The organism is Nonomuraea sp. NPDC050227 (genome assembly GCF_044459705.1).
Lineage (GTDB): Bacteria > Actinomycetota > Actinomycetes > Streptosporangiales > Streptosporangiaceae > Nonomuraea.
On the sequence record NZ_JBITJF010000001.1, the window covers coordinates 938432 to 959043 of the forward strand.

A 20612-nucleotide genomic window follows, 5' to 3' on the forward strand; every position below is an offset into this window, starting at 1 on the left:
CATGCCTCCGCATGCTGATGGCAGGCCGTACATGGCGCACCGACACGGGGGCGTGTCATGTAGAGCCGATGGGGACGCGGAAAAATACAGGCCCCGCCCGGAAAAGTATGGGCGGGGCCGTTGCCGATGTTCCTACGCTGCCTCTACCAGTCCGAGCCGCATGGCCAGCCGTTCTCGGACGAGCGGCCATTCGGAGTTCAGGATCGAGTAGAAGGCCGTATCTCGGACCGTGTTGTCGGCGCCTCGGCTATCCGCTCGCCGCACCCCGTCGAAGTGTGCGCCGAGGGCCTCGATGGCGGCCCGGGATCGGACGTTCCTGACATCTGCCTTGAGTGTGATGCGGTGGACGTTCCAGGTCTCGAAGGCGAGTGAGAGCATGAGGAACTTGCTCTCCCGGTTGACGCCGGTGCCCTGGGCGCAGGCGCCCAGCCAGGTGTAACCGATGTCCGCCACGGACGGGATGTCGCCCACCGCACCCCGTGTACCCGGAGGCCAGGGCATGGGGCCCTGCCAATACTCCAGGTGCATGAGACGGGTGGCACCGACCACGCGGTCGGTGTTCAGCCACCGGATGGCGAAGGGCAGCGTGCGGCCCTCCGCCTGCTCAGCCATGGCGGCCTCCACATAGGAGACCATCTCGTCCCGGCCGTCCGGGACGCGAGTGAAGGCGTAAGTGGAGCGGTCTTCACTCGCCGCGGCGACGAGATCGTCGATCACCGCGTGGCTGAGAGGTTCCAGGCGCACGGAGCGCCCGGACAAGGTGACAAGAGCGGGCATGAGCACATGATGAGGCTCGCGCGGCGCGCGCGTAACCAGGCTCTCGAAGCCATCTTTCCCGGGTTTCTGGATGTGCGGTGTTTCCGCAGGTCAGAGGGCTGATTTGGTGGATGGTAAACCAGCTCTTGGGGAAAGATTCGCCTAACCGTGACATGGTGCCGGCACCAGCGCCGGGTGACGTTCACCCACGACGCCGTGACGGACCAGAGCGAGCTCCTTCAGACCCATGGACAGATGGTTCAGATTGGCTGCGATCCATGGCAGTTGAAGGGGATCTGTGCTGTTCAGCGCGGTCAGTCGTTCTTCGGGCGAGTCGCCGTAGAGCAGGCTCACCGCCACGCGTACCCGGGCGGCCGACGGGTCGTCGCCGAAGGCGTGTCCGGGCAGGACGCCGATGCCGTGCTCGTCCAGCAGGATCCGGGTGATCTCGGCGGAGCCGCCGAGCCTGAGGTGGCTCAGGTCGGGATAGAGGTAGAAGCCTCCCTGGGGTCGCGGCACCGAGGCGCCGATCTCCGTGAACCGCTCGTGGACGGCCCGCGCCACGATGCCGTGCAACCTCCGGCTGCCGGCGACCCGGTCGGTCAGCTCGCGCGGCTCGTCGAAGGCGTAGGACGCGGCCTCCTGGACGGGCGCGGCCGGCGCCGACCAGATCTCGCTGGCCACCGCCAGCAGCCGGGTACGCAGCCCGTGCGCGCCCTCGGGCAGCCGGGCCACGCCGATCCGCCACCCGCCGAGCGCCAGGCTCTTGCTCAGCCCGGTGGTGATGATCGTGCGCTCGGGCGCGAGGTCGGCCGGCGAGGTGTAGTCGGCCGACTCGTCGTGGACCAGGTCGCGGTAGATCTCGTCGGAGATCACGATCAGGTCCAGCTCGCGGGCCACGGCCGCCAGGCGGGCGACGGTCTCCGGCGTGGCCAGCCGGCCGGTCGGGTTGTCGGGCAGCGTGACCAGCAGGGAGCTGACCGTCCTGCCCGTAGACCGGGCCTTGCGGACCGCCGCGACGACCAGGTCGGGGTCGGGCACCCCGCCCTCTCCTGGCGGTGCGGGCACCAGGATGGGACGGGAGCCCACCAGATCGGCCTGCGCGGCGTAGCTGACCCAGCTGGGCATGGGCAGGACGATGTCCCCGCCGATCGCCAGGAGCAGGCCGTACAGCAGCGACTTGCTGCCAGGTCCGCAGACGACCAGCTCGGGGTCGGTCAGGAGCCCCCGTCGTGTCCAGTAGCCCGCTGCCGCGGCCCGGAGCCCGGACGCGCCCGCGACCGGCCCGTAGCCGTTGCGCTCGGAAGCGGCGGCCAGCTTGTCGCGCAGCGCCGGGTGGACGGGCAGACCGGCCTCGCCGAAGGCCAGGTGCAGCACGCGTTCCCCAGCGCGCCGTCTTCGTTCGATGTCTTCGTTCGCCGCCAAGGTGGCGGACAAGGTCACGGTCATGTTTGTCACGTTCCCAGGGTGGTTGTATGAAGGCATCAGTACAAGCGAGGCTTTTTGTGGGTAGGCGTAAGGAAGTCTGATGCTCGAATTCCGGCGCTTGGCGCTGATCTGTGAGTTCGCTCGCCGGGGCAGCATCGCGGCCGCCGCCGAGTCTCTGGGCTACAGCCCCTCGGCCGTCTCCCAGCAGCTCGCGGCGCTGGAACGGGAGACCGGCACCGCGCTGATCGACAGAACCGCGCGCAGCGCGGAGCTGACCGACGCCGGCCGCCGGCTGGTCCAGCACGCCGAACGCATCCTGTCAATGGTCGAGGAGGCCGAGTCCGACCTCTCCGCCCATGCGGGCACCCCCTCGGGGCGCGTCGTCGTCACCGCCTTCCCCACAGCGGCCGTGGCATTCGCGCCGGCGCTCGCGCGTTCGCTGCGCCGCCACACCGAGCTGACGCTCCGCCTGGGCCAGAGCAGGTCGGGGCGCGGCATGCGGGAGGTCCAGGCGGGGGAGGTGGACATCGCCCTCGTCGACGACTGGTACGGGTCGGTCCGCGAGAGCGAGAGCCTGCGGGTCTTCCCCCTGCTGCGCGACCCCATCGTGCTCGTCGTGCCGCGCAGGCACCGGCTGGCCGACCCCGGGGTGCCGCTCGACCTGCGCGAGCTGCGCGACGAGCCGTGGATGGCCACCCCCGACGGCGAGCCCTCGCGCCTGGCCGTGGACCGGCTGTTCGTGGACGTCGGCGGCACCCGGCCGACGCCCTGGGAGTTCGAGGGGCTCGGGACGATCCTGTCCCTCGTCGCCAAGGGCATCGGCATCGCCGCGGTGCCCGCGCTCGCGCTGGCCGCCGGGGTGCGCGGGCTGGCGGTCAGGGAGTTCCCCGGCAACCCGGTCGGCCGCGACGTGCACGCGGTCGCCCGCAGGTCCAGCGTGCACCGGCCGTCGGTGTCGGTGACGTTGCGGGCGATCCACGTGGCCGCCCGGTACATCGCCGGCGATCTGGAACCGGTGACCCCGGCCGAGCGGTAGCGTCTGCCCATGGCGCCGACGTACGAGATCGAGCAGCTCCTGCTGTCCATGCCGAGCACCCGCACGGTCGCGGGCGTCGACGAGGTGGGCAGGGGCGCGTGGGCGGGGCCGGTGACGGTCTGCGCCGTCGTGACCGATCTGTCCGAGCCGCCGCCCGGCCTGACCGACTCCAAGCAGGTCTCGGCCGCCAAACGCGGCCCGCTCGCCGACGAGCTGACCGCATGGGCGGCCGGCATCGGGTTCGGCGAGGCGAGCCACGCCGAGATCGACGCGCTCGGCATGACCGAGGCGCTGCGCAGGGCCGCCCGCCGGGCGCTGGAAGCCCTGCCGGTGCGCCCCGACGCCGTGATCCTCGACGGCAAGCACGACTACATCGGCGCACCCTGGCCGGTCCGCCTGGAGATCAAGGGCGACGCGGCCAGCGTCTCGGTCGCGGCGGCCTCGGTCCTGGCCAAGGTACGGCGGGACGCCTACATGGGCACGATCGGGCATGAGGAGTACGGCTTCGCGGAGAACGCCGGATACCCCTCGCCCGCCCACCAGGACGCCCTGGCCCGGCTCGGCCCCACACCGCACCACCGGCTCTCCTGGTCCTACCTGGACGACCTGCCGCAGTGGCGGCATCTGAAGCAGGTCAGGGATCCGCTCGTGGGTGAAGGGCAGGCCGCGCTGTTCGGCTGAGCCGTAGGATCGGGGGAGTGCGGATCGGGATCTTCGTCATCGCGGCCTGCTTTCCCGGCCAGGATCCAGGGCAGGTCCTGCGGAACTCGGTGGAGCTGATCGAGGCCGCCGAGGCGGCCGGGTTCCACGACGCCTGGATCGCCGAGCACCACTTCATGTCCTACGGCGTGTGCCCGTCGGCGGTCACGCTGGCCGCCGTGGCGGCGGGGCGCACCAGCCGGATCGGGCTCGGCACGGCGGTCAGCGTGCTGTCGTCCCAGCATCCCGTGGCGCTGGCCGAGCAGGCGGCCATGCTCCACCACCTGTCGGGCGGGCGGTTCACGCCCGGCGTCGGCAGGGGCGGCCCGTGGGTCGACCTGGAGGTGTTCGGCACCGGGCTCGACCGGTTCGAGCGGGGCTTCGCCGAGTCGCTCGACCTGCTGGTCGAGGCCCTGTCCACGGGGTCGGTGGCGGCCGAGGGGGAGTTCTTCCTGTTCAGGCAGGTCGCCCTGGTGCCGCGGGCCCGGCTGCGGCCCGTGGTGGCGTGCACGTCGGGCTCGACGGTGGCGCTGGCGGCCGAGCGCGGGCTGCCGATGCTGCTCGGCATGCACATCGGCGACCACGACAAGGCCCTGCTGGTCGCCGAGCACGTCGCGCGGGGCGGGAGCCCCGTGGGGCACCTGGCGGCCGGGGTGGCGCACGTGGCCGACTCGACCGAGGCGGCCGTCCGTGAGCTGAAGGAGTCGATGCCCGCGTGGCTGGGCCCCGGGCTGGCCGGTTACCTGCCGGTGGACGGCCGGCCACGCCCCTCGCGGGACGTCACCGCCTACGTCGACCTGCTGACGCGCATCCATCCGGTCGGCACGCCCGCCCACTGCGCCGAGGTGCTGCGCCGCACGGCCGAGAGCACCGGGATCGAGCACGTGATCCTGACCGTGGAGGGCATCGGCGACCACCGGCGGGCCCTGGAGGACGTGCGCCGCATCGGCGCCGAGGTCATCCCCCTGTTGGCGGACTGACGGGCGAGCCGGGACGGCCCGGCTCGCCCATGGGTTCAGCAGTCGACCAGCTCCGGTTTCTGGTTGAGGATCTGGGCCCGCGGGGTGACGAACTCGTCGAGGGCCTTGGTGGCCGACGGGTCGAAGACGGCGACCCGGTGGCAGTTCTGGAAGGCCAGCCGTACGCCGAAGTGGCGTTCGAGCGCGCCGCGCATCGCGTCGCTCGCCAGACACCGCAGGAGCTGGCCGCGTGCCTCCTCGGACGGCGGTGGCACCTGGTTGTCGGCGAACTCGGCTCCGCTCTGCGCGCGCTCGGCGACCAGCTCGCTGATCAGCGACCACGCGTAGGGGAGTGAGTCGCGGACGCAGGCGACGAACGCGGCGTCGTCCACGTCTCCGGCTCGGGCCTGGTCCAGCAGATCGTTCGGGACGGTCAGCGACATGCTGTCTCCTCTCGAAGGGGATCGAATCTGACGTTATGTGGGAGAAGTGGGTAGCTCCAGAGGCCTGGAGGTGCGTTTTAGGGGCCGTAGACGAAGTCAGGATCGATCTGCTCCGCCAGGTCGGCTCCCGTGCGGGCGTTGGCCCACGCGCGGGCGTTGCGCAGGTGGAACTCCGCGGTCTGGCGGCCGAAGCGCGGCCAGTCCTTCTCCTGCGCGTCGAGGGTCTTGCGCAGGACGGCCAGCGCCTCGGTGTTGGCCGGCTCCAGATCGTCGAGCGTGAAGTGGCGGCCCTGCTCCATGGCGCGCACCGCCGAGGAGTGCTCCATCCAGGTCAGCAGGTCGTCGCCCACGTGCGCGCGGAGGAACTCCACGTCGGACGGGCCGTGGACCTTGTTGCCGACCACGGCGAGCGCGACGTCGTACTTGGCCGCGTGGTCGCGGTACTGCTGGTAGACGCTCACGCCCTGCCTGGTGGGCTCGGCGACGAGGAAGGTCAGGTCGAACCGGGTGAACAGCCCGGAGGCGAAGGAGTCGGAGCCGGCGGTCATGTCGACCACGACGTATTCGCCCTGGCCGTCGACCAGGTGGTTGAGCAGCAGCTCCACCGCGCCGACCTTCGAGTGGTAGCAGGCCACGCCGAGGTCGTCGTCGTCGAACGGGCCCGTGGCCAGCAGACGCAGGCCATGGGGGGTGGTCACGGCGTAGTCGAGCGCGGCCAGGTCGTCGAAGCCCAGCAGGCGCGAGCCGCGGCCCGGCGGGGTGGTCTTGACCATGGTCTCGGCCGAGGCGATGCGCGGGTTGTCGCCGCGCAGCAGGTCTTTGATCTCGGTGAGGTGGGCCCCGAGCGGCTCGGGCTGGGCGTCGAGGCCGAGCACCAGGGCCAGGTGCTGGTTGATGTCGGCGTCCATGACGACCACCGGGTCGCCCTGGGCCGCCACGTGCCGCGCGAACAGCGCCGAGATCGTCGTCTTCCCGCTGCCGCCCTTGCCGACGAATGCCACTCTCACGTGCGCTCCTGAAATGACGATGAAAATCGTTTCCGTTTGGCCCGCGCACCATCATGCCACACTCCGTGCTGGGGTGATGGCTGTCGGAAAGGTGAGGGTTCAGCCGCAGGCGGCGTCCAGGCTGGCCGGATTCTCCGGGTCCTGGGTCGGGGCGGCGGAGTGGTGCGCGCTCGCCGACCGGTTGGCCGGGCGCTCGTCCAGGGCCTCGGAGACCTTGCGCCTGATCAGGTACCAGTCGGGCGTGACGGTGCTGATCAGCGGCGGGACGAAGCTGAGGCTCCGGATCCTGGTGTCCTTCACCTTGTCCGACAGCTCGATCAGGGCGGGCAGCAGGTCCTGGGGTACGTCGCTGGAGATGGCCCGCTTGGTGGCCGCGGCCAGCTTCTCGAAGCTCTTGAGCACGGTCATCGGATCGGCCTGCTTGGCGACCGCGTTGAGCAGGCACTTCTGGCGGCCCATGCGGACGTAGTCGTCGCTGTCGGTGCGGGAGCGGCCGTACCAGAGGGCCTCCTCGCCGGACAGTTTGCGGGTGCCGGCGGGCAGCAGGCCCTCGCGGTACTTGCCGTACACGATGGGGTCCTTGACGGTGACCCGGACGCCGCCCATCGCGTCGACGATCTCGGCGAAGCCCTTCATGTCGACCATGGCGTAGTAGCTGACCGGGATGCCGAGGATGTCGCTGACGGTGCGCTTGAGCAGCGACGGGCCGCGCTTGCCCTTGCCCACGCCGGGCACCACCTCCGGGTGGTCCTCGGCGTACTGGAAGATCTCGTTGAGCAGGCCGGGGGTGCTGGGGCCGTCACCGGTGAAGCCGAAGGGGAAGCGGCTCCTGGCCGGGCCGTGCGGAAGCTGGACCTTCTGCAGGTTGCGCGGCAGGCCGAACAGGGTGGTGGCGCCGGTCTCGGTGTCCACGCTGGCCACGGTCATGCTGTCGGTGCGCACGCCGGGGCGGCCGGGGGCGGCGTCCGCGCCGATCAGCAGGAAGTTGACGCGCTTCGCGCCGTTCCACGGGTCCTGGGCGACGACGGGGGCGCTGCTGGTGGTGGTGGCGAAGACATGGCTGACGACGTCGCGGGACAGGTAGGCCATGCGGGTGGCGTACGCGGTGGGGGCCAGGACGAGCGCGCAGAGGGCGGCCGCGAGCGTGGTGGTCAGGAAACGTCCGGCGGTGTCGGAGGAGTCGGGACGGACGAGCAGGAACGACCGGATGATCACCGCGGTCCACGCCAGCGCGATCCCGACCAGCGCCACGGTGAGCACCGTGAGCCAGCCGGGCTGGACCGCCAGCGACAGCAGCCGGGTGCTGAACGCGGTGAACACCGTCAGGACGCCGGCGAGCATCAGCACGTAGGCCGCCATGAGGGCGATGCCCATCCGGTGACGGTGGGTGGCCAGGTGCGCCACCCCCCACAGCGCGGCCGACGCCACCGTCAGCGCGATGCTCGCTCCTAGGCCGAATTCGCGTTGTTTCCCTGTCATGCCTGGTCAAACCCCCAATGCCAGCCCATCCAAGTCACCATAGTTATTGCGTTGCGGGCCAATTGAGGGTGAAGGGGAAGTGTTTGCTCAATTCCCGGTCAAGACCCTCTTGAGATATAACGTGAGAGTGAGCACTCGACACGGTAGCTACGGATTCGACGCACCGTGGGCCCTCGGCGGACTGCTCTTCGGGGCGATCGTCCTGCTGGCTCTCGCGGCGCTCTCCTTCGTGCTGGACATCCCCGCCGCCGGGATCGCCTTCGCCTTCGGCGGGCTCTACACGCTGGCCAGCGCGGCCAGCTACCTCTACACCACGCGCCGCGGCAAGTTCGCCGTCTGGGCCGAGCTGCTGGAGCCGCTCGAAGGCGGTGAGCGGGTGCTCGACCTCGGCTGCGGACGCGGCGCGGTGCTGCTGGCCGCCGCCGCCCGGCTCACCTCCGGACGGGCGGCCGGCGTCGACCTGTGGAGCTCGAAGGACCAGTCGGGCAACGCCGCGGCCGTCACCCTGGCCAACGCCGCGGCCGAAGGCGTCGCCGACCGGGTCGAGCTGGTCACGGGCGACATGCGCGACCTGCCGTTCGAGGACGGCGCGTTCGACGTCGTCGTGTCGAGCCTGGCGATCCACAACATCCCCTCCGCCGAAGGCCGCCGGCGGGCGATCACGGAGGCCCATCGGGTGCTGCGGCCCGGCGGGCTCATGCTGATCGCCGACTTCCGGTACGCGCCCGATTACGAGGACGCCCTGCGCGACCTGGGCGTGATCGACATCCGCCGGCGCGACCTGGGCGCCCGTCTGTGGTACGGCGGCCCCTGGTTCGGCACCACCCTGGTCGAGGCCAGAAAACCTGCCCTGTAGGGAACGTTTGCCATCCGTTTACCGGGTACCCAAGTGCCCTTATGAGCGACGTGGATACCGGCACCGTAACTACCAAGGTGCCCGCACGGCTGGACCGGCTGCCGTGGTCCCGCTGGCACTGGATGATCGTCATCGGCCTCGGCACGGTATGGGTGCTCGACGGGCTGGAGGTCACCATCGTCGGCAACCTGTCCGGGCAGCTCGCCAAGCCCGGCAGCGGCCTGGACATCACCCAGGCGCAGGTCGCCGGCCTCGCCGCGGCCCTCTACGTGGCCGGGGCCTGCGTGGGGGCGCTGTTCTTCGGCTGGCTGACCGACAGGTTCGGCAGGAAGAAGCTGTTCCTGCTGACGCTCGTGGTCTACCTCGCGGCGACGCTGATGACCGCCCTGTCCTTCGACGCGTGGTGGTTCTTCCTGTTCCGCTTCATGACCGGTTTCGGCATCGGCGGCGAGTACGCGGCCATCAACTCGGCCATCGACGAGCTGATCCCGAGCCACCACCGGGGACGCATCGACATCATCATCAACGGCAGCTACTGGCTCGGCGCGGCGGGCGGCGCCCTGCTGACCGTGCCGCTGCTGAACGACCTGCCGGTCAACATCGGCTGGCGGGTGGCGTTCGGGCTGGGGGTGGTGCTCGGCCTGGCCATCCTCCTGGTGCGCAGGAACGTGCCGGAGAGCCCGCGCTGGCTGTTCATCCACGGCCGCGACCGCGAGGCCGAGCAGATCGTGGACGACATCGAACGTCAGATCGGCCGGGACCTGCCCGAGCCGCAGGAGTCGATGACCATCCACCAGCGCAGGTCGATCGGCTTCCTGAAGATCGCGCACACGATGGTCGCGCTCTATCCCAAGCGCACGGTCCTCGGGTTGTCGCTCTTCATCGGCCAGGCGTTCCTCTACAACGCGATCACCTTCGGGTACGCCCAGATCCTGACCACGTTCTTCAAGATCGACTCGCACACGGGCTACTACTTCGCGATCATCGCGGTCGGCAACTTCCTCGGCCCGCTGCTGCTCGGCAGGCTCTTCGACACCGTCGGCCGGGTCCCCATGATCTCGGCGACCTACATCGGCTCCGGGGTGCTGCTGCTCGGCACCGCCTGGCTGTTCAACCAGGGCGCGCTGACCGCGATGACGCTGACCCTCTGCTGGTCCGTGGTGCTCTTCGTGGCCTCGGCGGGGGCCAGCGCGGCGTACCTGACGGTGAGCGAGATCTTCCCCATGGAGACCAGGGCGATGGCCATCGCCTTCTTCTTCGCGATCGGCACGGCCGCCGGCGGCATCGCCGGCCCGCTCGTGTTCGCCTCGCTGGTCGAGAGCGGTGCGCCGGGCGACACGGCGCTGGCGTTCTCGATCGGCGCGATCGTGATGATCGTCGCGGGGCTGGTCGAGCTGGCCTTCGGGGTCAAGGCCGAGCGCAAGGGGCTGGAGGAGATCGCCGCGCCGCTCACCGCCGCGCGGGCCGCATGACCCGCAGCACCTGGGTGCTGTCGGCCAGGTACAGGTGCGGCACGTCCACGAACACCCGCATCGGCCCGCGGTCCAGTTCCAGGTCGCGGGCCATGGTCGCGTGCACCTCGGCGAGCGGCAGGTAGTTGAGGTAGCTGGTGAAGGCGTTCTGGGAGCGGAAGGTCGCGGTCATGGCGAGCGCGCCGTCCCGGATCCGGAACGCCACGCCGATCAGGCAGGGCACCGCGTCGTACGGCTCGCCGGGGATGGTCAGCGAGATCCACGCGCTCTTGCTGTACGGCTTGACCCGCAGCAGGTCGGCCGCCCAGGCGAGCTGCCCCCTGATCCGGGCGCCGTAGCTGTACTTGAACGGCGGCACGATCACGTCCTCGCTGAACTTCCTGCTGTACAGGGCCAGCCGCTCCGCGTCGCCGTACCGCGCGATGATCGGGTCGTCGCCCCGCACCTCGGCGATCTCGAACAGCACGGACGGCGCCTCGATCACGGGGCCGCGGTCGTCGTCGGCGAGTGTGCCCGCCGTCCAGACATGTCGCATCATCCACATCCACGCCTCCCCACATGACGCCCATGACGCAGGGCCGGGCATTCAGGTCTCCTGATCCGGGAACTCGTAGGGGTCGCGCGGGAGCCGGCGCCGCCTGGTCACGTTGCAGCGCACGTAGTAGACGGCGTAGTGGACCAGCGTGACGAGGAGGATGCCGAAGGTGAGCAGGAGCAGGTTGGGCGCCTGCCCGCACAGGCCGGTGAGGCCCACCGTCAGGTAGGCCGAGTTCGCCAGCGCCAGCGTGGTCACGTTGATGCCGGGCCAGGCCAGCGGCGCGTACGTCTCCGGGAAGCGGGGGTCGATCGGCAGGTTCGGGCTCCAGCCGAGCCGGTCCTTGAGCCTGGTGGCGTACAGCAGGCGGAAGTTGTTGATCGCGCGGGCCGTCCTGGCGTGCGCGCGGACCGCCTCGATCAGCCGCAGGAACGGCAGCACGCTGAGCACCCCGAACGCCGTGACCAGGGCGAACAGGTACCACGGCACGCGCTGCCACTCCGTGAGGCTCTGCGGGTCCACCACCTTGGCGCTGGTCAGGGCGATGGCCGCGAGGAACGGCCCCGACAACAGGCTCATGGCGAGCCTGGTCATCTTCAGCCGTTCTTCCTTCGCGGCCAGGTGGACCGCGTAGATGCCGGTGAAGTCCACGGCGGCGAGCTGGAGGAAGTGACTGGACTCAAGCCCGTCGTCCCGGATCATCATGCGAGGGGGGATCTTTCGCATGTGCGCTCCTGTAGTGCGTGACTCCAGTATTAGCGCGATTCGCCGGGTTGTGGAGGCGATTCCTACCAATTGTTCCAACAAATCTCAACTGACGCCCGTCAACTGCGACGACACCCCCGCGACGTGGTCGATGTAGGCCGTCGGGAGGCCGTACAGCAGGGCCGCGATCTCCCTGTCGTGGATCACCGGGAGGGCGGCCAGCGCGTCCGAGGCCAGGCCCCGGCAGAACTCCAGCGTGTTGGGCACCAGGTCGCCCGCGCGCAGCCGGCGCAGCGCCTCGTCCACCTGCTCGTCGCTCATGTCGCGGCCGAGCAGGTCGCCGAGATCGGCGCCGGACAGGAGCAGCGGCAGGCTGTAGACGCCCTGCCGCAGGTCGTTGCCGGCCGGCTTGCCGAGCTGGGCGCTGGAGGCGGTCAGGTCGAGCAGGTCGTCCAGCACCTGGAAGATCAGCCCGAACTTCTCGCCGTACGCCGCCACGCGCGCCCGGTCCTCGGTCGAAGCCCGCGCGCAGACGGCCGCCACCAGGCAGCCGGCCCGGAACAGCGCGGCGGTCTTGCCGGTGATCGAACGCAGCGCGCTCTCCCTGGTCCTGGCCGGGTTGAACAGGTCGCTCGTCTCCAGGTACTGGCCCTCGGCCAGCTCCACCACGGTGGCCGCGAGCACCTCGGCGACCGGCCTGGACACCGCGGTGATGGCCGCCAGACCCGCCCTGGCCAGCATGAAGTCGCCGATCACCAGGGCCTTGCCCTCGCCCAGCTCGGCGTTGAGCGTACGGGTGCCGCGCCGCTCGGTCGCCCGGTCCATGAGGTCGTCGTGCACGAGCGAGCCGGCGTGGATCAGCTCCACGCACGCGGCGGCCGTGATCACCCGGCGGTCGGGGGCCTTGCCCAGGGCGAGCGAGGTCGCCAGCGTCAGCGCCGGACGCCACCGCTTGCCTCCGGCGCTGACGATCCGCCCGGCGCCCGCGTTGATCCCCGGCAGCGCGGACGAGCCGCTGAGCCGCCTGATCCTGGCCTCGACCTTGCGCAGACCCTGGCTGACGGCGGGGCTGTTCACGAGTTGCTCCATGGGGCCAAGCCTGCTCCCGCGCCGCTGTGCCCCTCCTGAGAGACGCTGAGGACGCTCTCAGCCCTTGACCCTGACATCGTGCGAGCGGGTACGACAGGATGTCCCCCGGGCTTAGGAGGACATCATGGGAATGGCGGAGCGGGTCGAGGCGGTCCTGAAGGCCGGCACGGCGCCCAATCTGCACGCGGTCGTGGTCATGCGGGGCGGCGAGGTCGTCGTCGAGCACTACGGCGCGGGCGTCGACCAGCGGATCACCGAGGAGCCCCGGCACGTCGTGTTCGACCGCGACACGCCGCACGACGTGCGGTCGGTCACCAAGAGCGTGGTCGCGCTGCTGTACGGCGTGGCCCTGCGCGACGGGCTGGTGCCGCCGCCGGACGCCAGGCTGGTGGAGCAGTTCCCCGAATATCCGGACCTGGTGGCTGATCCGGGCCGGGCGCATCTCACCGTCGCGCACGCGCTCACCATGACGCTCGGGATCGACTGGAACGAGGACCTGCCGTACACGAGCCCGGCCAACAGCGAGATCGCGATGGAGCTCGCTCCTGACCGGTACCGGTTCATCCTGGAACGTCCGGTGGTCGAGGAGGCCGGGAAGCGGTGGCGGTACTGCGGCGGCGCCTCGGCCCTGCTCGGCGGGCTCATCGCGCGGGGCGCCGGCGAACCGCTGGCGGAGTACGCCGCCAAGGCGCTGTTCGAGCCGCTGGGCATCACCAGGACCGAGTGGGTCAAGGGCACGGACGGCGTGGCGATGGCCGCGGCCGGGCTGCGGCTGCGGCCCCTCGACCTGGCCGCGCTCGGCCGGCTGGTGCTCGGCGGCGGGCTGGGCATCGTCCCCGAGCAGTGGGTGCGCGAGATGACGCGGCCCCGCGTCGTCATCGACGGCGACTTCCGCTACGGCTACCAGTGGTACGTGAGCACCGGCGACCGGCCGTGGACCGAGGCGATCGGGAACGGCGGCCAGCGGCTGCTCGTGCTGCCCGGCGAGGAGCTGGTCGTCGCGGTGACGGCCGGCGACTACAACGCCGAGCAGGTCAGCGCCACGGCCGTGCTGGACGCCGTCCTCGACCGCTGAGCCGCTCACGGCACCAGCAGGACGCGGCCCGTGACCGCGCGCGACTCCAGGAGGCGGTGGGCCTTCGCCGCCTCGGCCAGCGGCAGGGTCTCGTGGACGACGGCGCGGCTGCGTCCTGAGCCGAGCCGGGCCAGCATCTCGGGATAGTGAGTGCCGAACACCTGGCCGGCCCAGCCGGGGCCGCCGCAGCCGACGACGGTCACGCCGCGTTCCATCAGGTCGGCGGCCGTGACGGCGGCGGGTTCGCCGCTCAGCATGCCGTAGAACAACATCCGCCCGGTGCCGGGCACGAGCCGGTCGAGCACCCGCCGGGCCGACGCGCCGCCGATCGACTCGAAGGCCACGTCGACGTCCGGCAGCGCGTCCGGCCAGCTCGGGTCGCCGTGGTCCAGGGCCTGGTCGGCGCCCAGATCGAGGGCCCGCTGCCGCTTGGCCGGCGAGCCCGCGGTGGCGATCACCCGGGCCGCCCCGAACTCCTTGGCGTGCGCGACCAGGTAGCCGCCGATCGTACTGGCACCCGCCTCGACCAGCACGGTCTCCCCGCCGCCGAGCCGCGCCCGGTGCAGCAGGGCGAGGGCGATCGCGCCGGGCGCGGCCCCGGCCAGGGCCGCCAGGGGCGGCACGTCCTCGGGGACGGGGCAGGTCAGGGCGGCGGGCATGGCCACGTACTCGGCGTAGGCGCCCAGCCCGCCGGTCACCCCCACGCGTACGGTGCCGAGCAGGCCGTCGTCCACGCCCTCGCCGGTCTCGACGACCTCGCCGACCGCTTCCGCGCCGGGCACGACGGGCAGCGGCAGCGGGAACGGCAGCGCGCCCGAGCGGATCTGCGTCTCGGCGTAGCTGACGCCGATCGCCTGTGCGCGGAGGAGGACCTGGCCCGCCTCGGGGCGCGGGCGGGGCAGGTCCACCGGCCGCAGGGTCTCGGGGCCGCCGAGGGCGTCGAGCTGGATGGCGCGCATGGTTGTTCCCGTCTGTATCTGAACCGTTGGTCCAGTTAATATATGGACCGCTGGTCAAGTTTGTCTATGGGCAACAATGACCGGATGGAACGTCAAGAGCGGGCCGACGCCGCGCGCAACAGGCGGGCGATCCTGCGGGCGGCGGAGGAACTGCTCCGCCGCCACCCGCCCGAGCAGGTCTCCGTCGAGCGGGTGGCGGTGGCCGCCGGCGTGGGCAAGGGGACGGTGTTCCACCGGTTCGGCAGCCGTACCGGGCTGATGCGCGAGCTGATGAGCGAGCGGGCCCGCGAGCTGGACAAGGCGGTGGCCGAGGGGCCGCCGCCGCTCGGCCCCGGAGCGCCGCCCGTCGAGCGGCTGGTCGCCTTCCTGGGCGCGGTGGCCGAGCTGGCGGCGCGCAACGGCAACCTGGTGGCCGCGCACGAGCACGCGGTCGCGACCAGCAGATCCGAGCCCCGGGAGACCAACCCGATCTACACCGGCTGGCACCGGCACGTCACCGCCCTGATCACGGAGGGCCGCCCCGACGTGGACGCGGACGAGATCGCGCACCTGCTGCTCGGGTCCCTGCACATGGAGCCGATCGCGAGCCGGTTGCGGGCGGGGGACAGCGCGCGGCTCGCCCGCAGTTTCGCCGCCCTCGCCGAGGGCCTGCTCGGCAGGCCCGCCCCTTAGCCCGGAGGACCGGCGGGTACGGACGTCAGAGGGGGAGGGTGGTGGCGGCGGTGTGGAAGGCGGCGACGGCCGCGCGGACCGCCGGATGGTCGCCGTAGCCGCGGCGGAAGGCCGCCCGCGTGCGGCGGCTCAGGGGCAGGCGGGTCAGCGAGACGCCGTCCGGCGGGGTGAGCGCCGCCAGCCTGGGTACGAGCGCGACGCCCTGACCGGCGGCGGCGAAGGCGAGCACGGTGTCGAAGTCGTCGATGTGATGCCGGACCTTGGGCTCGAACCCGGCCGCCTGGCAGGCCCTGATCGCCATGGTGTGGCAGAGCGTGCCCGGCTTGCCGGTGATCCACGGGTCGTCGCGGGCGTCGAGGACGCGGGCCCGGTCGGTCAGGTACATCGGCTCGGTGAACAGCGGCTCGGTCTCGATGGAGGCGTCGGTGACCGGGGGCACGAAGTCGTACTCGTGCACGAGGGCGACGTCGAGCTCGCCCGCGCGCAGCGCCGCCGAGACGTCGGCGGGGTCGATCTCGGCCACCATCGGCTCCAGCCCGGGACAGTCCGCGGCCAGGCGGGCGAGCGCAGGGGGCAGCAGCACGCGGGTGGCCGTCGGGAACGCGCCGATCCGCAGGGGCCCCGACGGCCCGCCCCGGGCCGCGGCGAGCGCGGCCGAGGCGCGTTCGAGCTGTTCCAGGACGGCCTGCGCGTGCTCGACCAGCAGCAGCCCGGCCGGGGTGAGCGTGACCGTGCGCCCGGTGCGTTCCAGCAGCGGCACGCCCGCCTCCCGTTCCAGGGCGCTGAGCTGCTGCGAGACCGCCGAGGGGGTGAAGGTGACCGCCTCGGCCACGGCGGTGATCGTGCCGCGCCTGGCCAGCTCGCGGAGCAGGTGGAGCTTGCGTGGGTCGAGCATAAGTCCATCTTAAGCTCGAACGAAGAAATCCGAACTGGACCTAACAGGTCTGCGGGCGGCAGGCTCGAAGCATGCTGAGAGGAATCCACGTACCGCTGGTCACGCCGTTCACGTCGTCGGGGGAGGTGGCCGCCGACGCGGTCGAGAAGCTCGCCCGGCAGATGCTCGACGAGGGCGCGGCCGGTCTGGTGGCGCTGGGGACGACGGCCGAGGTGGCCGCCCTCGACCCCGGCGAGCGGGCCCTGGTGGTCGAGACCTGCGTACGCGTGTGCGCCGAGCGCCGGGCGCTGCTGACCGTCGGCGTGACCGGGAACGACACCCGCACGACCGCCGCGGCGCTGCGCGAGCTGCCCGCCGGGGTGGACGCGGCCCTGGTGACCGTGCCGTACTTCCTGCGGCCCGGCGAGCGCGGCGTGATCGCGCACTTCGAGGCGCTGGCCGAGGCGTCACCCGTGCCGCTGGTGATCTACCACATCCCCTACCGGACCGGGCAGGCCGTGGGCGCCGCGACGCTGCGGGCCGTCGGGGAGCACCCGAACATCGCGGGCGTCAAGTACGCCGCCGGCGGCATCGACCAGGACACGGTGGACCTGCTCGCGGACCTGCCCGACGGCTTCGAGGTGCTGGGCGGCGACGACGCGTTCGTCTCGCCGCTGCTCGCGCTCGGCGCCACCGGCGGCATCCTGGCCTCGGCGCACGTGCTGACCAGGAGCTTCGTCGAGCTGGTCGACGCCTGGCTAGCGGGTGACGTGGCCACCGCGCGTCCGCTCGGGCACCGGCTGGCCCAGGTCTCCCGCGCGCTCTTCGCCGAGCCCAACCCGACCGTGATCAAGGGCGTCCTGCACGCCAGGGGCCTGATCCCGACGCCGGACGTGCGGCTGCCGCTGCTGCCCGCCTCCGCCGCCGCGGTGTCACAGGCCGACCTGGTGGCGGTACATCCAGGCCAGTGACTCCTGGCTCGCGCCGCGCTTCAGGAACATCGGCAGCATCAGGTCGCGGAAGACCCGGGCGACCGGGCCCGCGGCCTTGCTGTTGCTGATCGTCCTGGAGTAGGCGACCACCCGCTCGACCCTCGGCCGCCGCTCGGCCTCGAACCGCTCGAACGCCGCGCGGTGGTCCTTCGCCTCGCGCAGGCACCTGGCCAGCACGACCGCGTCCTCGACGGCCAGCGAGGCGCCCTGGCCGGAGCTGGGCGAGGTGGCGTGGGCGGCGTCCCCGGTGAGCAGGACGCGGCCCCGGTGCCAGACGGGCACCGGCGGCAGGTCGTACACCGGCAGCGCCGGGCCCACGGGGCCGCGGCGGACGAGGTCGGCCGAGGGGTTCGCGTCCCCCTCGAACGCCGCCGCCAGGACGGGCCGCCAGTCGGCGGGCACGTCGCCGAGCCGTCTGGGCAGGTTCGCGAACCACCACATGTCGCCCGACTCGGTCACCGTGCAGCCGAAGAAGGCCCGCTTGCCGAAGACCATGTCGTAGACGCCGGGCTCGCCGCCGAACCCGCCGAATTCGTTGCGCGCGGTGTTCCTGACGATGCCGCCGAAGCTGTACAGGCCGCTGTAGCGCGGGCCGGGCGCGCCGGGGTCGAGCAGCGAACGGGTGCGCGAGTGCACGCCGTCGCAGGCGATCAGCAGGTCGCCGGCGGCCGAGGCGCCGTCCTCGAAGGTCGCCACGACCTGGTCGCCGGTGTCGTCGTAGGAGACCAGGCGCCGGCCGTAGGCGATGGGGATGCCGCGCCGGGCGGCCTCGTCGCGCAGGGCGCCGTAGAGGTCGGAGCGGAGCACGGTGTGGCTGACCGTGCCGTCGTCGAGGCGCAGGCCGTTGGCCACCTCGCCGAGGCGCTTGCCGGTGCCGCTCCACATGACCATGCGCGGGGTGGGGATGGCCGACGACAGCACCTCGCGGTGGACGCCGAGCACGCGCAGGGCGGCCAGGCCGTTGGAGGCGAGGTTGAGGAACGAGCCGACGTTCTCGGCGCCCCGCGGGTACGCCTCGTGGATCTCGGCGTCGATGCCGGCCGCCTGAAGGGCCATCGCCGTGACGGGCCCGCCGATCCCGCAGCCTATGATCAGAGCCTTCATGCTGGTATCCTTTCGTTCGACCGAACGAAATATATGAGCGCGGGTGGCGGGATGTCCAGGGATATTTCGGAGCATCGAAAGAAATTGTTGGACGAACTGGTCGAGGCGGGCCGGGAGAGCAGCAACGCCGCGGTCATGTACCACAGCGCCATGGGCGAGCGGCTGGGCCTGGGGATGACCGAGGAGAAGACGCTCGACCTGCTCCAGCGCCTCGGGCCGCTGACCGCCGGGGAGCTGTCCCAGCACACGGGCCTCGCCCCGGCCTCCGTCAGCGGGCTGATCGACCGGCTGGAGGCCAAATGGCTGGTCCGCAGGGTGCGCGACACCAAAGACCGCCGCCGGGTCATCGTCGAGATCAACTGGGAGCGGCTGGCCGGCTTCGGCGAGCTGTTCGAGCCGTTCGTGGCCGCCATGTCCGGCCTGTACGACCGCTACACCGACGAGGAGCTGGCCCTGATCGTCGACTTCCTCCGGCGGTCCACGGCCCTGCAACGGGAGGCCACCACGTCGCTGCGCACCGAATAAAGGGCTGTACACAATCCCGCTTATGGGCTACGGTGTCCGCCGATATGGGTTACTGCTTCCTGTGATTCTCACGCCCGAGGCGCATACGCGTTGAGCCGACCGCTCCGCCGCGCCTCGTACCGGTCATGTCCGCGTTGAGACAAGGAAGTGGAGCCTCTATGCGTACCGCTGCCCAATTGGCACTGAACGAGATCACCAAGCGTTACGACACCCGAATCGTCCTGGACCGGGTGTCGCTCACCGTCCGGCCCGGCGAGAAGGCCGGGGTGATCGGCGACAACGGCTCGGGCAAGTCCACGCTGCTCAGGCTCATGGCGGGCGTCGAGCGTCCGGACAACGGCGAGCTGACCGTGGTCGCGCCCGGCGGCGTGGGGCACCTGCCGCAGTCGCTGGAGCTGCCGCCGCACGCCACCGTGGCCGACGTCGTCGATCTGGCCCTGGCCGAGCTGCGCGAGATCGAGGCGCGCATGCGCGCGCTCGCCGGCACCGACCTGGACGCCTACGCCGCCGCCGTCGCCGAGTTCGAGGCGCGCGGCGGCTACGAGGCCGACACCCGGGTGGACGTCGCGCTGCACGGCCTGGGCCTGCCCGGCCTGGACCGGGACCGTCCGGTCGCGACGATGTCGGGCGGCGAGCGGTCCAGGCTCGCCCTGGCCGCGACGCTGGCCGCCGCGCCTGAGCTGCTGCTGCTCGACGAGCCGACCAACGACCTGGACGACCAGGCCGTCGCCTGGCTCGAACAGCACCTGCGCGAGCACCGCGGCACGGTCGTCGCGATCAGCCACGACCGGACGTTCCTCGACCGGGTCACCACGGTGATCCTGGAGGTCTCCGACGGGCGGGTGCGCCGCTACGGCGACGGCTACTCGGGCTACCTCGCGGCCAAGGCCGCCGAACGGGCCGCGCACGTGCGGGCCCACGAGGAGTGGCGGTCCGAGCTGGCCCGGCACGCCGGGCTGGTGGCGGCCAACGCGGGGCGGATGGCGGCCATCCCGCGCGGGATGGTCCAGGCCGGGATGGGCACCGGCGCGTGGCGGGCGCGGTCGCGTACGCACGGCGCCGCCGGGCGCGTCCGGCAGTCGCGGGCGCGGATGCGATGGCTCGAAGAGCACGCGGTGCCGCCGCCCCCGGTGCCGCTCCGCTTCACCGCCGCCATCACCACCCCGCCCCCCGCCGACGTGCTCCTCCCGGAACGTCCCGACGTGGTCGTCCCGGCCGACGTGCGTCTGCCGGAACGCCTCCACGGCGTGGGCGAGGCGGGCGGGGCGGGGTGGCGGTCCATGGTGGTCGTGCTCGACGGGGTGCGGGTGGCGGGGCGGCTGCGGATCGACGGGCTCGCCGTACGGCGGGGGGAGCGGCTGCTCGTCACCGGGCCGAACGGCGCGGGCAAGACCACGCTCATGCGGGTGCTGGCCGGCGAGCTGCGTCCCGACGAGGGGACCGTACGCCGGACCGGACGGGCCGGTCTGCTGCGTCAGGAGGACCGGGCGGCCCGGCTGGACCGTACCGTCCTCGCGGCCTTCGCCGAGGGACGGACGGGCAGCCTCGACGAGCACGCCGACCGGCTGCTCGGCCTGGGCCTGTTCCGGCCGGACGACCTGCGGCGGCGGCTGGCCGACCTCTCGTACGGACAGCGCCGCCGGGTCGAGCTGGCCCGCCTGGTCACGGAACCGGTGGACCTGCTGCTGCTCGACGAGCCGACCAACCACCTGTCGCCGATGCTGGTGGAGCAGCTTGAGGAGGCGCTGGCCCACTACGAGGGCGCGCTGGTGGTCGTCACCCACGACCGCCGCCTGCGCGCCGCCTTCACCGGCACCCACCTGGAGCTCGCACCCGCCCGGCCCAGCGAGCGGGCCCGCTGACAGCCGGGCCCGCTCCCCTCAGGGACCGGCCCGCTGAGGGCCGGGCCGCTCCGCTCCGCTCAGGGGCCGGCCCCTGACGGCTGCG

General features: G+C 71.9%; 21 protein-coding genes. 10 read left to right on the plus strand and 11 right to left on the minus strand.

The window, feature by feature from the left end; translation table 11 throughout:
- Window positions 1–132 precede the first annotated feature (132 nt).
- Window positions 133–777 carry a GNAT family protein gene (locus ACIBK9_RS05075; RefSeq protein WP_352318377.1) on the minus strand — a complete coding sequence of 215 codons (645 nt, stop codon included), beginning with the start codon at window positions 775–777 and terminating at the stop codon, window positions 133–135.
- A 141-nt stretch (window positions 778–918) separates the two neighbouring features.
- Window positions 919–2205, minus strand: a complete 1287-nt coding sequence (locus ACIBK9_RS05080) for a pyridoxal phosphate-dependent aminotransferase (protein WP_397155251.1) — start codon at window positions 2203–2205, stop codon at window positions 919–921.
- Window positions 2206–2284: 79 nt separating this feature from the next.
- Here ACIBK9_RS05080 and ACIBK9_RS05085 point away from each other — a divergent pair, with 79 nt between their 5' ends.
- Genes ACIBK9_RS05085 through ACIBK9_RS05095 form a run of 3 tightly spaced genes read left to right on the plus strand, consistent with a single transcriptional unit; the run spans window position 2285 to window position 4899 of the window.
- Window positions 2285–3220, plus strand: a complete 936-nt coding sequence (locus ACIBK9_RS05085; protein ID WP_397155253.1) for a LysR family transcriptional regulator — start codon at window positions 2285–2287, stop codon at window positions 3218–3220.
- A 9-nt stretch (window positions 3221–3229) separates the two neighbouring features.
- Window positions 3230–3901 carry a ribonuclease HII gene (locus tag ACIBK9_RS05090; protein WP_397155255.1) on the plus strand — a complete coding sequence of 224 codons (672 nt, stop codon included), beginning with the start codon at window positions 3230–3232 and terminating at the stop codon, window positions 3899–3901.
- A gap of 17 nt (window positions 3902–3918) precedes the next feature.
- Entirely contained in the window at window positions 3919–4899 is a 981-nt protein-coding gene (locus ACIBK9_RS05095; protein ID WP_397155257.1) for an LLM class flavin-dependent oxidoreductase, read from the plus strand.
- A gap of 35 nt (window positions 4900–4934) precedes the next feature.
- Here ACIBK9_RS05095 and ACIBK9_RS05100 read toward each other — a convergent pair whose 3' ends face one another.
- The 3 genes from ACIBK9_RS05100 to ACIBK9_RS05110 all read right to left on the minus strand — a co-directional run bounded on the left by ACIBK9_RS05100 (window position 4935) and on the right by ACIBK9_RS05110 (window position 7807).
- On the minus strand, window positions 4935–5321 hold the full coding sequence (locus tag ACIBK9_RS05100) for an SCO5389 family protein (protein ID WP_358291377.1): 387 nt from the start codon (window positions 5319–5321) through the stop codon (window positions 4935–4937).
- A 77-nt stretch (window positions 5322–5398) separates the two neighbouring features.
- Window positions 5399–6328, minus strand: coding sequence for an ATP-binding protein (locus ACIBK9_RS05105; RefSeq protein WP_352362146.1), 930 nt, complete (start codon window positions 6326–6328; stop codon window positions 5399–5401).
- Window positions 6329–6427: 99 nt separating this feature from the next.
- Complete coding sequence (locus ACIBK9_RS05110; protein WP_397155260.1) at window positions 6428–7807, minus strand: LCP family protein; 1380 nt, start codon at window positions 7805–7807, stop codon at window positions 6428–6430.
- 127 nt (window positions 7808–7934) lie between these two features.
- Here ACIBK9_RS05110 and ACIBK9_RS05115 point away from each other — a divergent pair, with 127 nt between their 5' ends.
- Both ACIBK9_RS05115 and ACIBK9_RS05120 read left to right on the plus strand, forming a co-directional pair.
- Window positions 7935–8663, plus strand: coding sequence for a class I SAM-dependent methyltransferase (locus ACIBK9_RS05115; RefSeq protein ID WP_397155262.1), 729 nt, complete (start codon window positions 7935–7937; stop codon window positions 8661–8663).
- A gap of 41 nt (window positions 8664–8704) precedes the next feature.
- On the plus strand, window positions 8705–10135 hold the full coding sequence (locus tag ACIBK9_RS05120; protein ID WP_352318361.1) for an MFS transporter: 1431 nt from the start codon (window positions 8705–8707) through the stop codon (window positions 10133–10135).
- Here ACIBK9_RS05120 and ACIBK9_RS05125 read toward each other — a convergent pair.
- The 3 genes from ACIBK9_RS05125 to ACIBK9_RS05135 form a co-directional block, all read right to left on the minus strand.
- The gene (locus tag ACIBK9_RS05125; protein ID WP_397155264.1) at window positions 10113–10673 is read right to left on the minus strand and encodes a hypothetical protein; all 561 of its coding nucleotides are present in this window, start codon (window positions 10671–10673) and stop codon (window positions 10113–10115) included. The genes ACIBK9_RS05120 and ACIBK9_RS05125 overlap by 23 nt on opposite strands.
- 48 nt (window positions 10674–10721) lie before the next feature.
- Complete coding sequence (locus tag ACIBK9_RS05130) at window positions 10722–11396, minus strand: hypothetical protein (RefSeq protein ID WP_397155266.1); 675 nt, start codon at window positions 11394–11396, stop codon at window positions 10722–10724.
- Window positions 11397–11480: 84 nt separating this feature from the next.
- Window positions 11481–12464, minus strand: coding sequence for a polyprenyl synthetase family protein (locus tag ACIBK9_RS05135; RefSeq protein ID WP_397155268.1), 984 nt, complete (start codon window positions 12462–12464; stop codon window positions 11481–11483).
- Between the two features lie 124 nt (window positions 12465–12588).
- On the opposite strand from ACIBK9_RS05135, the gene ACIBK9_RS05140 reads away from it, so the two are divergent.
- Window positions 12589–13539, plus strand: a complete 951-nt coding sequence (locus ACIBK9_RS05140; RefSeq protein ID WP_397155270.1) for a serine hydrolase domain-containing protein — start codon at window positions 12589–12591, stop codon at window positions 13537–13539.
- 5 nt (window positions 13540–13544) lie between these two features.
- Here the strand turns inward: ACIBK9_RS05140 and ACIBK9_RS05145 are convergent, their stop codons facing one another.
- The gene (locus ACIBK9_RS05145) at window positions 13545–14498 is read right to left on the minus strand and encodes a zinc-binding alcohol dehydrogenase family protein (RefSeq protein WP_397155272.1); all 954 of its coding nucleotides are present in this window, start codon (window positions 14496–14498) and stop codon (window positions 13545–13547) included.
- Between the two features lie 84 nt (window positions 14499–14582).
- On the opposite strand from ACIBK9_RS05145, the gene ACIBK9_RS05150 reads away from it, so the two are divergent.
- Window positions 14583–15170 carry a helix-turn-helix domain-containing protein gene (locus ACIBK9_RS05150; protein WP_358291395.1) on the plus strand — a complete coding sequence of 196 codons (588 nt, stop codon included), beginning with the start codon at window positions 14583–14585 and terminating at the stop codon, window positions 15168–15170.
- 25 nt (window positions 15171–15195) lie between these two features.
- On the opposite strand, the gene ACIBK9_RS05155 is transcribed toward ACIBK9_RS05150, so the two are convergent.
- Window positions 15196–16065, minus strand: a complete 870-nt coding sequence (locus ACIBK9_RS05155) for a LysR family transcriptional regulator (protein WP_397155275.1) — start codon at window positions 16063–16065, stop codon at window positions 15196–15198.
- A 71-nt stretch (window positions 16066–16136) separates the two neighbouring features.
- Here ACIBK9_RS05155 and ACIBK9_RS05160 point away from each other — a divergent pair, with 71 nt between their 5' ends.
- On the plus strand, window positions 16137–17015 hold the full coding sequence (locus tag ACIBK9_RS05160; RefSeq protein ID WP_387671679.1) for a 4-hydroxy-tetrahydrodipicolinate synthase family protein: 879 nt from the start codon (window positions 16137–16139) through the stop codon (window positions 17013–17015).
- Here the strand turns inward: ACIBK9_RS05160 and ACIBK9_RS05165 are convergent.
- Complete coding sequence (locus ACIBK9_RS05165; protein WP_397155277.1) at window positions 16977–18140, minus strand: FAD-dependent oxidoreductase; 1164 nt, start codon at window positions 18138–18140, stop codon at window positions 16977–16979. The two genes, ACIBK9_RS05160 and ACIBK9_RS05165, sit on opposite strands and share 39 nt — an antisense overlap.
- Before the next feature lie 84 nt (window positions 18141–18224).
- On the opposite strand from ACIBK9_RS05165, the gene ACIBK9_RS05170 reads away from it, so the two are divergent.
- Together ACIBK9_RS05170 and ACIBK9_RS05175 are read left to right on the plus strand one after the other, a co-directional pair.
- Window positions 18225–18665, plus strand: a complete 441-nt coding sequence (locus tag ACIBK9_RS05170) for a MarR family winged helix-turn-helix transcriptional regulator (RefSeq protein WP_397155279.1) — start codon at window positions 18225–18227, stop codon at window positions 18663–18665.
- A 158-nt stretch (window positions 18666–18823) separates the two neighbouring features.
- The gene (locus tag ACIBK9_RS05175; protein WP_397155281.1) at window positions 18824–20527 is read left to right on the plus strand and encodes an ABC-F family ATP-binding cassette domain-containing protein; all 1704 of its coding nucleotides are present in this window, start codon (window positions 18824–18826) and stop codon (window positions 20525–20527) included.
- Window positions 20528–20612 lie beyond the last annotated feature (85 nt).

Coding starts and splice junctions, on each gene's coding strand:
- ACIBK9_RS05075 (WP_352318377.1), bottom strand. CDS start 777: ATGCCCGCTCTTGTCACCTTGTCCGGGCGCTCCGTGCGCCTGGAACCT.
- ACIBK9_RS05080 (WP_397155251.1), bottom strand. CDS start 2,205: ATGACCGTGACCTTGTCCGCCACCTTGGCGGCGAACGAAGACATCGAA.
- ACIBK9_RS05085 (WP_397155253.1), top strand. CDS start 2,285: ATGCTCGAATTCCGGCGCTTGGCGCTGATCTGTGAGTTCGCTCGCCGG.
- ACIBK9_RS05090 (WP_397155255.1), top strand. CDS start 3,230: ATGGCGCCGACGTACGAGATCGAGCAGCTCCTGCTGTCCATGCCGAGC.
- ACIBK9_RS05100 (WP_358291377.1), bottom strand. CDS start 5,321: ATGTCGCTGACCGTCCCGAACGATCTGCTGGACCAGGCCCGAGCCGGA.
- ACIBK9_RS05110 (WP_397155260.1), bottom strand. CDS start 7,807: ATGACAGGGAAACAACGCGAATTCGGCCTAGGAGCGAGCATCGCGCTG.
- ACIBK9_RS05120 (WP_352318361.1), top strand. CDS start 8,705: ATGAGCGACGTGGATACCGGCACCGTAACTACCAAGGTGCCCGCACGG.
- ACIBK9_RS05125 (WP_397155264.1), bottom strand. CDS start 10,673: ATGATGCGACATGTCTGGACGGCGGGCACACTCGCCGACGACGACCGC.
- ACIBK9_RS05130 (WP_397155266.1), bottom strand. CDS start 11,396: ATGCGAAAGATCCCCCCTCGCATGATGATCCGGGACGACGGGCTTGAG.
- ACIBK9_RS05135 (WP_397155268.1), bottom strand. CDS start 12,464: ATGGAGCAACTCGTGAACAGCCCCGCCGTCAGCCAGGGTCTGCGCAAG.
- ACIBK9_RS05140 (WP_397155270.1), top strand. CDS start 12,589: ATGGGAATGGCGGAGCGGGTCGAGGCGGTCCTGAAGGCCGGCACGGCG.
- ACIBK9_RS05145 (WP_397155272.1), bottom strand. CDS start 14,498: ATGCGCGCCATCCAGCTCGACGCCCTCGGCGGCCCCGAGACCCTGCGG.
- ACIBK9_RS05150 (WP_358291395.1), top strand. CDS start 14,583: ATGGAACGTCAAGAGCGGGCCGACGCCGCGCGCAACAGGCGGGCGATC.
- ACIBK9_RS05155 (WP_397155275.1), bottom strand. CDS start 16,065: ATGCTCGACCCACGCAAGCTCCACCTGCTCCGCGAGCTGGCCAGGCGC.
- ACIBK9_RS05160 (WP_387671679.1), top strand. CDS start 16,137: ATGCTGAGAGGAATCCACGTACCGCTGGTCACGCCGTTCACGTCGTCG.
- ACIBK9_RS05165 (WP_397155277.1), bottom strand. CDS start 18,140: ATGAAGGCTCTGATCATAGGCTGCGGGATCGGCGGGCCCGTCACGGCG.
- ACIBK9_RS05175 (WP_397155281.1), top strand. CDS start 18,824: ATGCGTACCGCTGCCCAATTGGCACTGAACGAGATCACCAAGCGTTAC.